The organism is Methylobacterium radiodurans, from assembly GCF_003173735.1.
Taxonomy (GTDB): domain Bacteria; phylum Pseudomonadota; class Alphaproteobacteria; order Rhizobiales; family Beijerinckiaceae; genus Methylobacterium; species Methylobacterium radiodurans.
The window spans coordinates 4,884,093-4,896,309 of record NZ_CP029551.1 but is presented as its reverse complement, the minus strand read 5'-3'; the positions used below and the strand labels follow the sequence as shown (position 1 = coordinate 4,896,309).

At 72.2% G+C, this 12,217-nt stretch carries 11 protein-coding genes; 4 read left to right on the top strand and 7 right to left on the bottom strand.

The features are described 5' to 3' along the window. Positions 1–17 precede the first annotated feature (17 nt). The 7 genes from DK427_RS22965 to DK427_RS22935 form a co-directional block, all read right to left on the bottom strand. Entirely contained in the window at positions 18–869 is an 852-nt protein-coding gene (locus DK427_RS22965; RefSeq protein WP_109953404.1) for a phosphotransferase family protein, read from the bottom strand. 200 nt (positions 870–1,069) lie between these two features. Continuing rightward, a complete protein-coding gene (locus DK427_RS22960; RefSeq protein WP_109953403.1) occupies positions 1,070–3,046 on the bottom strand; it encodes a putative bifunctional diguanylate cyclase/phosphodiesterase in 1,977 nt (658 codons plus the stop codon). Between the two features lie 320 nt (positions 3,047–3,366). Further along, positions 3,367–3,636 carry a hypothetical protein gene (locus tag DK427_RS22955; RefSeq protein WP_109953402.1) on the bottom strand — a complete coding sequence of 90 codons (270 nt, stop codon included), beginning with the start codon at positions 3,634–3,636 and terminating at the stop codon, positions 3,367–3,369. A 636-nt stretch (positions 3,637–4,272) separates the two neighbouring features. Next, complete coding sequence (locus DK427_RS26810; RefSeq protein WP_204165217.1) at positions 4,273–5,046, bottom strand: LuxR C-terminal-related transcriptional regulator; 774 nt, start codon at positions 5,044–5,046, stop codon at positions 4,273–4,275. Between the two features lie 466 nt (positions 5,047–5,512). Further along, positions 5,513–5,842, bottom strand: a complete 330-nt coding sequence (locus tag DK427_RS22945) for a hypothetical protein (protein ID WP_162559881.1) — start codon at positions 5,840–5,842, stop codon at positions 5,513–5,515. 94 nt (positions 5,843–5,936) lie between these two features. Further along, on the bottom strand, positions 5,937–6,974 hold the full coding sequence (locus tag DK427_RS22940) for a M23 family metallopeptidase (protein WP_109953400.1): 1,038 nt from the start codon (positions 6,972–6,974) through the stop codon (positions 5,937–5,939). A gap of 60 nt (positions 6,975–7,034) precedes the next feature. After that, complete coding sequence (locus DK427_RS22935; protein WP_109953399.1) at positions 7,035–7,334, bottom strand: hypothetical protein; 300 nt, start codon at positions 7,332–7,334, stop codon at positions 7,035–7,037. A 195-nt stretch (positions 7,335–7,529) separates the two neighbouring features. Between DK427_RS22935 and DK427_RS22930 the strand changes: the two genes are divergently transcribed. From DK427_RS22930 to DK427_RS22915, 4 genes are read left to right on the top strand one after another with little or no spacing between them, the layout of a single operon-like run. Beyond that, positions 7,530–8,621: an OpgC family protein gene (locus DK427_RS22930; protein ID WP_109953398.1), complete on the top strand. Its 1,092-nt coding sequence runs from the start codon at positions 7,530–7,532 to the stop codon at positions 8,619–8,621. Then, on the top strand, positions 8,588–9,484 hold the full coding sequence (locus DK427_RS22925; RefSeq protein ID WP_109953397.1) for an SGNH/GDSL hydrolase family protein: 897 nt from the start codon (positions 8,588–8,590) through the stop codon (positions 9,482–9,484). The genes DK427_RS22930 and DK427_RS22925 overlap by 34 nt, the downstream gene beginning before the upstream one ends. A 57-nt stretch (positions 9,485–9,541) precedes the next feature. Beyond that, positions 9,542–10,891: a lipopolysaccharide biosynthesis protein gene (locus DK427_RS22920; protein ID WP_109953396.1), complete on the top strand. Its 1,350-nt coding sequence runs from the start codon at positions 9,542–9,544 to the stop codon at positions 10,889–10,891. Continuing rightward, positions 10,891–12,009, top strand: coding sequence for a GNAT family N-acetyltransferase (locus tag DK427_RS22915; protein WP_109953395.1), 1,119 nt, complete (start codon positions 10,891–10,893; stop codon positions 12,007–12,009). The genes DK427_RS22920 and DK427_RS22915 overlap by 1 nt, the downstream gene beginning before the upstream one ends. Positions 12,010–12,217: the final 208 nt, after the last annotated feature.

Below are 12,217 nucleotides of genomic sequence, written 5' to 3'. Positions count from 1 at the left end.
GGTGCACGGCCCGTCCCTCAGGCCGCCTCGGCGGCGAGCCGCTCCACCTCCGCGCGCAGGGCATCCTCGTTCTCGGCGATGCGGCCCGCGAGCCGCGCGGCGGCGACCGGCAGCGTCCAGGCCCGAATGTCGGCGAGCCCGACCCGCGGACCCGGGCCGCGGCGGTAGCAGAGCGTGTACCAGAAGGCCACGAGGGCGCGCAGCGGCGCCGCGGTGGCGGCCGCGCGCGGACCATCGACCACGCGGCCGAATCGGATGAGCATCGCGGTGCGCGCCGCATCCGCGGCCGGGTGTCCCGCCACCGCCTTCTGCCAGTCCACCACGCGCCAGCCGCCGGGCGTCACCAGGACGTTCTCGGGATGCAGGTCCCCGTGGCAGAGGGCCTCGCCCCCCGGCAGGCGCTCGAGCCGGGCGAGCGCGGCCGTCCGCGCGCCCTCCGAGATTCGGGCGCGCACGATACCCTCGCGCAGGACCGCGCGCTGGTCGGGTAGCCCCGCGCCCGAGCGGGCATGGATGCGCCGCTGCAGGAGAGCGAGGGAGCGGAAGCCCAGCATGACCCGGTCCGGCCGCATGCCGCAATGCCGCAGCAGGCTGCGCCCCTCGACGCGATCGAACAGGATGCCGGTGCGCGCCCCGTGCGCGACGACCGCGTGGGCGCGCGGAGCGGGCAGACCCTGCCCGTGAGCGAGGCGCGCGGCGCGGAACTCCGCCGCGATCGCCTCCGGATCGGATCCCTCGACGAAGAGCTTGAGGACGCGGCCCGGAGCGTCCGCGAAGACCTCGGCGCTGCGGCCGATGCCCAGACGATGGGCGGGATCCGGCGCGAGCGGGATCGACGAGAGAACGTGAGGCGAGGCCTGACCGGGCATGGCTTTCCACCATCGGCACCGGCCCCCTTGGGCTAAGCTATCGGCACGACGGTCCGTCCCGTCAACGGAACCGGAAGCCGGCGGCACCTGTCGGCACGCGCCTGTTGCGCCGGCTCAACAGGTCAGCGGATCCCGGGACGGTGCCCGGCGGCCAGCACTTGCGCCCGGCCCCGCGATCAGCGAGCCGCGCTTGAGTGGAGTCAGGCAGCGTCGACCCGCTGGTCGATCAACATCCGGAGGGTCGCCTCCGCCGGGGCGGGCCGACCGAGGTGGTAGCCCTGCATGAAGACGCAGCCCAGAGCTTCCAGCGTGTCGAGGTCCTCGGCGGTCTCCACGCCCTCGGCGACCACGTCGAGGCCGAGGGCGCGTCCGAGGCCGAGAACCGCCTGGACAAGCCCCCGCTTGTCGTCGGCGGCGGCGAGGCCGGTGACGAGGCTGCGGTCGATCTTGATCCGGTCGGCCCTCAGGGTGCGCAGCGAGGCGAGGGCCGAGTAGCCGACCCCGAAATCGTCGAGCGCGAGGCGGATGCCGGCCTGGGAGAGGGCGACGAGCTTGCTCTGCGTGGCCTCGATGTCGAGCGCCGTTTCCTCGGTGATCTCGATCTCCAGCATCGTGAGCGGCAAACCGAGGGCGCGCAGCCGGCCGAGGACGATCTCGTCCACGGCGATCTGGGCCATCTCGCGGGGCGAGACGTTCATGGCGACGCGCACATCGCCGCGGCCGCTCTCGCGCAGGCTCTGCATCATCGCGCAGACCCGCTCCAGAATGAAGCGCAGGAGCGACTCGGTGAGGCCGGCCGCCGAGGCAGCCGCAACCAGCTCGCCCGGCGGAATCCAGCCGTGCACCGGGTGATGCCAGCGCAGGAGCGCCTCCAGGCTCGCGACCCGCCGCCCCGCCTGGCCGAAGATCGGCTGGAACCACACCGCGAGGCCGCCCTCCGCCAGCGCGCGGGAGAGGTCGCGCTCGCAGGCGCGCCGCATCTCCAGGCGCCGCAGGAGGCCCTCGTCGAAGACGCGAAATCGGTTCCGGCCCGCGGCTTTCGCGGCGTAGAGCGCCTGATCGGCGCAGGTCAGCAGATGGGTCAGGCTGTCGGCCGGGATCTGGCAGATGCCGATGCTCATGCCGAGGCGCCCGATGTCGAAGCCCTCGAAGGGCTCGGCGACGCGCCCGATCAGGCTCTCGGCGAGCGCCTCCGGCGGGCAGCCCGAGGTTTCGGGGTCGTACAGGAGGGCGAACTCGTCGCCGCCGAGGCGGGCGGCGGAGGATCCCGGCGGAAGGCAGGCGGCAACGCGCCGGGCGACCTCGGCGAGCAGGCGGTCTCCCGTGGTGTGGCCGTAGATGTCGTTGACGGACTTGAAGCCGTCGAGATCCAGCAGCATCAGACAGGACTGGCCCGCGAGCCGACCTTCGGCCTGCTGCGCGAAGCCGGCACGGTTCAGGAGGCCGGTCAGCGCGTCGTGGGTCGCACGCACCCGCATCGCCTCGGCTAGCGCGCTGGCGCTCGCGTGGGCCACCTCGTGCGCTTCGGCCAGAGCCGTGGCCTCGTGCTTCAGGCGGCTCGTCTCGCGAAAGCTTGCCTCTGAGGAGAAGGCGCTGCGCGTGAGCGCCGCCAAGTAGAGCAGCACGGTGGCGGCAAGGCAGTTGCGGTCGAAGCCGCCGGCGACGAGCAGGCAAGCCGCGGCCGAGAGGAGCGGCGGGGCGATGAAGCAGACCGGGACCTGTGCGAAGGCCGTGCCGTAGGTGACCGCCCCCGCGGTGATCCCACAGGTGATGGTGAGATAGAACAGCGTCTGGTCGGAGGTGTAGCCCGCGCAGAGCAGCGGCAGGAAGGCCCAGACCGTGCCCGACAGGAGCGCCGCGAGCCAGCAGAGGCGCAGGTGCCGGTCGATCGAGCGCGCCGCGGCGGGCGCCTGCTCCGGTGATGTCGCAGGCGTCAGCGCGAGACCAGGGCACGGCGCCTGGCAGAGGCCGACGCGCAGCAGGTTGACGCCCGTCGAGACCGCGAACCAGATCAGTCCCGCGCGCATCTCGCCCGCATGGGCCGCCACGAGCGTGCCGGCGAGGCCGAGAAGCACGTTGATGGGGATCGCGCCGAGCACGCTGCGGCGGACGGCGTCGAGCTGGTCGCGCCGAATCAGCCAGTCTTGGGGAGGTTCGGCGCTCCGCAGGAGGCGCATGCCAAGTCGCTGTTCCAAGCCGCCCCGGCATTGGGGCTTTCCGGTTCTGTAAGCCGGAACAGGTAACGAAGCGTTGATGAGATCCGCAATGCCCGCGGCCCGGGATCTTGAACGGCGCTCGACAGCCGAAAGGACCGCCCATTGGGCGGTCCTTATGGTCTTTCCCACGGTTTCTGCTTGCGGAGATCTATCCGGGACTTTGTCCTACAGGCCGGCGAGCACGTCGAGAGAGCCCCAGAGCGTGAGACCGAGACCGACCACGAACACACCGATCATGCCGTAGGAGAACGCCTTCATCAACGTCAGCATCCGGAGTCCCTTCAGCAACGGTTGCCGCCCGCGGTCTGACCGTACTGCTTCACTGGGAAGTTCTGCTGGTTGGCGTTCCCCTCAGCGGCCGAGCTCATCCGGCAGTCGGCCGGGTTGCGGCTGCCATGGAAGCCGATCGAGCCCGTCACGTCCGGCTCGTAGGGCAAGAAGCCGGTGTAATGGCCGCGCGACGCCTCGTAACCTGAGGCCAAGGCAGACGAGGCCGGGGCAGCAACCCCGAGCATGAGAGCGGCAACAGTGGCGGCAATGCGAGTATTCATAACTATTTTATCTCCTTCAGTATTACCGGTCGGCGATTTTTTATCCGCATCGACTTGCGTGATCTGTATATAGACGGCGCAGGGACGATGCGACGTGCCGGGACGCACCTTCCATCGGGGAACATCGTCCGGCCTGACGACGTGCTGCGCGAGGCGGGGCGGAAGCGCGGCGATCCCGTAGGCCGGCCTGGGCAGTTCCGAAGCGAGGGATGACAAGCCCGCCGGCCACGGGCATGCCACCGGGCAGGCGTGGGGTGCCGGGACGAGGCCGCGGGCGGCCCAGCTTGCAGGGGCGGGCGCAGGACCGGCGATGATCCGAGTATGATCCCGCCGGCCCCGTGACCGCGGCTTTGAACGATCGCCGCGGAGGCCTGCCCATTCCTCGCCCCGCCCCACGGGGCGAGGGCGCTTGCATAGGGCCGGGAGGCGAGATCGTCCGTCGGCCAACCCGGATGCCGCACGCGGCGCCGGCCCCCTCCTCGGCAGGCGCGATCCGAGGCACGTCGTGATCGCCGTATGCGAAGGCCATCGCCCCGTCCGCGCGGGAGAGTGACGGCGATCCGGATCAATCGAAGACCCTGCAACGCGAGAAGGCGGCGATCGCTCGCCGCCTTCCTCGTACCGAGACCGCTGCGCCTACTGCGCGATCGATCGTCCCGGCAGCCGCGGGAGGCCGTGCTTCAGGACCCAGACGGCGGCCTGGGTTCGATTCTGCACGCTGATCTTCCGCAGGATCCCCTTGACGTGGATCTTCACGGTCGCCTCCGCGATGGCGAAGCGGCGGGCGATCAGCTTGTTCGACTGGCCGTCCGCGAGGCAGGTCAGGATCTCGATCTCCCGGTTCGAGAGCGCGCGGGCGCCGGGCGGCATCTCGGCGCCCGCGTTCTGGACCGAGAGGCGGACGGCCTGTGCACCGTCGCCGCCGAGATGCGGCACCGCGTGCATCGGCATCACGATATTGCCGCGCATCACGACGTTGAGCGACTTGATCAGGGCCTCCGGCCCCGTGACCCGGTCGAGACAAGCCTGTGCGCCCGCCTCGAGCGCGGCGCGGAAGGTCGCGGGATCGCGCATGTCGGTGAGGACGACGATGCGGGCCTGCGGGAACATCGCGCGCAGCAGGCCGATCGTGCCGTCGGCCACCTGTGCGGCCCCGAAATCGCTGAGCAGCACGAGAGCCGGGTCGCAGGTCGGATCGATTTCCGCGAGCGTCTCGAAACCGTCGAGGACCGCGTAGGCGTGCGCGTCGAGGATCCGCACGAGACCGTCCCGGGACAGCCCGGCCGATCCGAGGAGCAGCGTCGCGATCGTCGGCACAAGGGCCGGAGTTCCGGAAAGCTGCCGCGCCGCCAGCGGGGCGCGGGTCGTGCCACGTCCGGTTCCGTACTGGAAATTGATCGTGCCAGGCATCCATCCGCCTCCGAATTGGCGCGCGTCGTCGATGAGACCGTGCGCTCGCTCAGGCGCCCGGCCCCTGATGAAGTCCCCCACTTTGACTGTCCGCTCCGCATCGCAGCGTAACGTAGGCGTACCCTAACCCAGGTTATCTGGATTGCAAGCACCTATAGATGCTACTCGAGCGGGAAATTCAGGATTCCCGCTCCGGGCCTTCTGTAAGCGCTCGGAAGTTCCGGAGATCGCCCGGGCGGAAATACACATACGATAAAGCGTGATCCCCGCGGCGCGTCCGCTCCACTGCGAATCGGCCGCGCCGCGGGACCTGAGCGCCGCGACCTCCAAAATCCGTGCGCGGGATGGCCGCGATCCCTGTCGGGAAAGGACTTGACGTTGGCGGGGCGGAGCGGCGCGAACGCACCGAATACGCGTCGTGCGCTGGGACGCGCCTCCTGAGATCTCGGCGGCGGTCCGCTTTGTCTTAGCCGAACAGGTCGTTCCGCGTCGGCCAGTCCGGGTCGATCAGCGCCTCGGCGTCGGCGGGCATGAAGCTGCGCGACGGGCGCTCCTCCGGCTGGCCGCGGACCAGCGCGTCGGTCTCGCAGCGCTCGCCCGCCCGCAACTGCTCGGCCAGGAGTTGGAGATAGCTCGCCGCCGCCGTCGCGCCGAAGGCCTCGGCGAAGCACTCGTGCGCCACCGTGACCATTGTCTCGACGACCGCTTGTGGCGGCGCGCCGTTGGCGACGGCCGCGTCGAGGGTCGAGCGCCACGCGCGAGACAGCTGCTCGCGGATTTCGGGGGTGTCGTCCAAGGCCGGGCTCATTCGGGACCGGGTTCAGGTAGCCCCCGTTCCCGGCCCGAAGTCAAACCCCGAAGTCAAACACAGAGCCGAACCCGCAGCGGGCTCAGCGGTCGCGCGGCGCGAGCCCGAACGTCTTTTCCAGGGCGACGCGGCCACCCCGCTCCACCCAGAAGCGGGCCGTGAAGGTGCCGGCGGCCCATCCCTCCACAGGACGCTTCCGCCCGACGAAGAGCAGCGACTGCGCCCGCGGACGCTCCAGGGCGGGCTGGACGCTCTGGGCCACGACCGCGCCGCCCGGATCGGTGAGGACGAGGCTCTGCACGTCGCCGGTCTCCAGCCCGATCGCACGCACGTAGGCGACGAGCGCGCCCGAATCCGCTCCGGGCATGCGCAGCGTCGCGGCCTCGACGTCCTCCATACTCACCGCCGCGTCGGCGAAGCCGGCATTGAGGACGCTGCCCGACTGATAACCGAGGGCAGCAGCAGTCTTCGGCTCCCACAGCGTGCCGCCGCGCCCCGGCGCCGCCGGATCGCAGGTATCGGGTGCCCCCTCCGGCGCGAAGGGATCGACGACCTGCCCGTTTTGCCGCAGCGTAAGGTGGAGATGGGGGAACTCGGTCATGCCCGAGAGGCCCACCTGGCCGAGAGTCTGGCCGGCGGCGACCGGGTCACCGGGGCGAACCACGAGGCTGTCCCGCGCCATGTGGCAATACTGGCTCTCCCAGCCGTCCGCGTGGGCGACGACCAGCCCGTTGCCGCATTCCACGCCCTTGATCTCGGCGGCGTCCGCCCCGCGCACGCGCCCGTCCGCCATGTCGGAGCGGACCCGCAGGACACGCCCAGGCGCCACCGCGAGGACGCGCCCCGCCTCCCCCCGCGCCTCCGCGCCGGTCCGCACGCGGAAATCCGTGCCGTCGTGCTTGTCGTAGGTGCGGCTGCCGCAGGCGTAGTCGCGCGCACCCGGCCCCGGGTCGCGATCGACGTAGTGCTGCACGAAGCACGTCCGTCGGGGCTCGCAGGCGAGGGGCAGGTGCAGGCGGATCCCGTCCGCGAGCGCGGGCGGCGCGGCCAGCGCTGCGGCGAGAAGGGTGCGCGGTGCCCGGGGCTTCCGGCGGGCTTGGCGGGTCGTGCGGTCGATCATGCCGCTACTGAGCCGGAGGCCGCCCATCGGCGCCTGCTTGCGAAGCCCCGATGAGGGGCCCTACTTGGCACCGCAGCCGATGCAGATGCCCTTCTGGATCTTGTCGTCGGCCTTCATCTGCGGCGTCCGCTCGAGGCGATCCATTCGCGAGTCGGCCTCGGCGCCGCCCGCTCCGGGCCGCGGCATCACCCGCCCCACCGACGAGGCGTTCGGGGCGGTCACGGTCGAGGTCGGGCCGCCCCCGGTGCCGGTCTGCGCCTGAGCCTGAGCGCCGGTCGGCGCGGCGATCGCGAGGGCGGCCGAGAGCACGGCCGGGACAGTCAGGATCGCGCGCGTCAGTGAGAAGCATGAGTGGATCATCGGGAAGATCCTCCTTTCGCGCCCCCAACGCGGCAGAGCGGCCCCGGTTCGCCGCATCGTTCGCGGCCGGCGTCCTGCGACGCGGGTTCCCGCGCCTCCCGCAGCTGCACGGCCTTTGCAGAACCGCCCCATCACCGTATCAGGACGCGCCGTCCGCGCCCGTGCCATCAGACACCCTCCGGAGCCGCCACCGCGATGCGGGACCCGAACGCGATCGACTTCTGGCGCGGCCTCGCCCTGGTCACGATCTTCATCAACCACGTGCCGGGCAATACGTTCGAGCGCTACACCTACTCGCAGTACGGCATCTCGGACGCGGCGGAGTTGTTCGTGTTCCTGGCCGGCTGGTCGATCGGCATCGCCACCCGCGGCCGCGACGGCCATCCCGAGCCGCGCGGGCGCACCGTCGTGCGCCTCCTGTCGCGCACGATCGAGGTCTACCGCGCGCAGCTCACCGTGATGCTGCTGGCGCTCGCGATCATCGCGGGCACCGCGCTGGTGCTCGACAACCCGCTGATCCTCGAATGGCACAATGCCGGCACCTTCTTCGCCGACCCGATCCAGACCGTCGTCGGCGTCGCGCTGCTCACGCATCAGCTCGGCTTCTTCAACATCCTGCCGCTCTACGTCGTGCTGCTCGGCATCGCGCCGGTCTTCATCCTGATCGCCCGGGAGAGCCGGGCCGCGGCGCTCGTCTTCTCCGGCGGCCTCTATCTCCTCAGCCTGATCGAGGAGTGGAACCTGCCCTCCTGGCCGGGCGAGGGCGACTGGTTCTTCGACCCCCTGTGCTGGCAGTTCCTCCTCGTCCTCGGCTTCGTGCTTCAGGACTGGAGCCGCGAATCGGATACGCTCGCGCGCTGGTCGCGCAGGCTGATGCCGGTCGGCATCGCGCTCGTCCTTCTCGGTATCGCCTCCGCGGTGCTGGAGATTCGGCCCGATCCGTTACGCGTGCCGGAACCGCGGCTGCTGTTCACCTTCGACAAAACTTACCTGACGCCCGCGCGGCTGATACACTTCCTCGGCGTGTTGCTGGCGTTCCGCGCGGTCTACGGGCTCGTCGCGCCCCGGATCGGGCCGGTCGCCGGCTACCTGGCGCGCCTCGGCCGGAATTCCCTGGCCGTGTTCTCGATGGGGTCGCTCCTGAGCCTGGGCGGGCAGCTCCTGCGTTTCTGGACGGGCGGCGGCCTGCTGGTCGACCTCGTCATCCTCTGCCTCGGCCTGCTCGCGATGGGCTACACCGCATGGTTCGTCGAATGGCGCTCCCGCAAACCGCGCCCCCGGGTCTGAGGCCGATCCTCCTCCTGGGCGCGCTGCTCCTCGGGGCAAGTCTCGCCCGGGCCGAGGAACCCGCGCAGTCGCCCGCGCAGCCGATAGCCCCCCGGCCGGTGCCGACCGTCGTCTCGCCTCCGACCACCGCGGAGCCGGGCGATGCCAGTCTCTCGCCGGAATGCCGCGTGCCGGGCTCGCAGCTCTACACCCTGGCAAAGCTCCGGGCCGTGAAGGCGGCCCTGAAGGAGAAGCGGCCGGTGCGGGTGCTCTCCATCGGCGGTATCTCGGCGGGGCTCGGGGCCTCGGCCACCTACCCGGTCAAGCTGGAGACGGCGCTGGAGCGCTCGCTGCCGGACGTCGACGTCGAGGTCGAGGCGCGCGGGCTGCAGGGCGAGATCGCCTCCGGGGCGGCCGAGCGCCTGCGCAGCATGGTGGCGGAACTCGAGCCCGATCTCGTCGTCTGGCAGGTCGGCACCCACGACGCGCTCTCCCGCGTCGAGCTCTCCGCCTTCGCGGACGCCCTCGACGACACCGTGCGCTGGATCAAGTCGCACGACATCGACGTGGTGCTGGTCGATCCGCAATACACCGCGAGCCTCGCCGACGACGTCTACTACAACGACGTGGTACGCACCGTGCGCGAGATCGCCGCCCGCGAGCAGGTGCCGCTGGTGCAGCGCTACGAGGCGATGCGCTACCTCGCGGGCCGCGCCGACAAGGGCGAGGGCCACATGCTCGGGCGCCAGTTCCGCCTGAACGATCTCGGCCTGCGCTGCATGGCCGAGCACGTCACCCGGGCCATCAGCCTCTCGCTGCTCCAGCAGGACGGGGGCACCCGCGAGGCGCCGACACAGCAGGCGGGCCAGCCCGCCGCCCGTTAACGGCCCGCGAACCGCCCCGCCCCCATAGTGGTGGGGGGGACTTGGTGTGGAGCGGGCATGGCCGTCTCGGCTGTTGCTGGCGCGACCTGGCTACGCCTGAGCACGGGCGCGGCCGGAGCCGCGCTGAGCGTTTTCGCGATCCGCGTCTCCGCCGCGGGCCTCGCCTACGGTGCCCAGGTGATCGCCGCCCGGCTGATGGGCTGGGAGGGCTACGGCATCTATGCCAGCCTCTGGGTCTGGGCGGCCATGCTCGGTCACACCCTGACGCTCGGCCTCTCTCAGGGCGCCTGCCGCTTCCTGCCCGTCGATCAGGCGCGGGGCGACATCGACCACGCCCGCGGCTACCTGCTGGCCGGCGCCCTGATCGCTCTGGCGACCTCCGTCGGCGTCGCGCTGCTCGGCCTCGGGGCCCTGGGGTTGGCGCCCGGGCTGCTCACTGACTCGTACCGCACCCCCTTCCTGCTGGCGGCCTGCCTGCTGCCGCTCCTGACCTTCCAGGACTACCTCGAAGGCGTTGCCCGCAGCCAGAACTGGGTCGTGCTGGCGATCCTGCCGACCTACCTGCTGCGCCAGCTCGTGATGGTGTCGGCCCTGACCACCGCCATGCTGGCCGGGGCCCCGCCCCGGGCCGAGGTCGCGATGGCCTGCATGCTGCTGGCGGCGGCGCTCTCGACCGCCCTCCAGGCCCTCGTCCTGTCGGCCCGGCTGCGGCGGGTGCTGCCGGCGGGGCCGCGCCGCTTCCGCGCGCGGCACTGGCTGCGCACCTGCCTGCCCATCGCGCTCGTCGATCTCGCCACCACCGCCTTCGGCTTCGTCGACGTGCTGCTGCTCGGGCTGCTGATGCCGCCCGCCGCGGTCGGCCTCTATTTCGCGGCGACCCGGGTGCAGCAATTCATGGCCTTCGTGCCCTTCGCCGCCACCGCGGCGACCGCCCAGCGCTTCAGCGCCGCCCATGCCCGGCACGACCGAGACGGGCTCGCACGCCTCGTCCGGCTTCAGGGGCGGGCGACCGCCGCGGCCACGCTCGCGGCCGGGCTCGCGGTGCTCGCCGCCGGCCCGCCCCTGCTGGCCCTGTTCGGCGACGGCTTCGCCGCGGGCGTGCCCGTCCTCGCCGTTCTGGTGTTGGGTGGCGTCGCCGCCAGCGTGTTCGGGCCGGGCGAGGATCTGCTGACCATGCTGGGCGGCGAGCGGCTCTGCGCCGCGATCACGCTCGCCGCGCTGCTCCTGGCGGTACTGTTCGGCCTCTGCCTGATCCCGGCGTTCGGCCTCCTGGGCGCGGCGGCATCCATGGCGGCCGCAACCGTCCTGCGGGCAGCCGCCCTGGCCTGGGCCGCCCGCGCCATGCACGGGCTCGCGACCCCGGTCTGGTCGGGCGTCCGGGCGGTGCGGGCGGACGCCGCGCGCTGATGGGCGCGGGGAGCACGAGGAGCGATGTCGCGCTCGTTCCGCTGGCCGGCCTCGACGCGGCCGCCTGGGACGACCTCTTCGCGCGGGCCCGCGCGCCCCATCCGCACTATAGCCGGCACGTGCTCGCGGCGCATCGCGCCGCGGGGCTGGCAGCCGCCGACCTCTCCGTCCTCACGGTCCACCGGGGCCGCCGGCTCGACGCGCTCCTGCCCATCCGGTCGCGTCGCGACATCACCGGACTCGGCCGATCTGTCGCCGTTCCGTTCCGCTCGGCCTTCGTCACGGCCACAGGTCCGCTCGTTGCCGCGGACGCGCCGGACGCCCTCGACGCCCTGGTGCGGGGGCTCGCCGCCGCCGCGCCGGGCCGGGCCTGGCGCTGGCCGCTGCTGCCGCAAGCCTGTGCGGATCCGCTCCGCGCCGCCCTGGATCGGGCTGGCTGGTCGCACGGGGCGGTGGCGGAATTCGCGCGCCCGGTGCTCGACCGGCGCGAGAGCCACGCCGACTTCCTCGCCGCGCATCCGCGAAGCGGCCGGCTGAAGGACCTGCGCCGCCGGGCCCGCCGCCTCGCGGGCGACGGTCTGCTGAGGCTCGAGACGGCGACCGCCGGGTCCGAACTCGCCGCCGCGGTCGAGGCGTTCCTGGATCTGGAGCGGCGTGGCTGGAAGGGTGCGGCCGGCACCGCCATGGCCTGCCGCCCCGAGACGGCGCGGCTCGCCCGCGCCTTGTTCGCCGACGCGGACGGCCCGGTCCGCGCCCGGGCCGACAGCCTGACCCTCGACGGCGTGCCGGTCGCGATCAGCCTTGCGCTCACGGACGGCCGCACCGCCACCCTGCTGAAGACCGCCTACGACGAGGGTCGCCGCGCCCAGGCGCCCGGCCTCGTGCTGGAGGCGGAGATCGTCCGGGCCTTCCATGAGACCCGCTTCGCCGACCGGCTCGATTCCGCGGCCCTGCCCGGATCGGCACTGGAGGACCTCTACCCGGAGCGGGAGAGCGTGATCGAGATTCTGGCCCTTCCAACGGGCGCGCGGGGCCCGTCGCTGGCCGGGCGAATCCGGCTCGCGCGGGCCGAGCACCGCGCCCGCGCCGCGGCCAAGCGCATGCTCGGGCGGCGCTGAGCGCGGAGCGGGCGCGGGAACGCGCGGCACCCGCACCCGTTCTGCCCGCGATGGCCGAGCCGCCCCCCGTCTCCCGTTCCCGACGCGACGCTTCCGGTGCCCCGGCCGGGGAAGCCGGGACCGGTCGCGGCACGGCGGCCCGCTGGACGAGGCTTGCCCGGGCCCTGATTCTGGCGGCGACCCTCGTCGCCGTCGCCTGGGTCGCCTT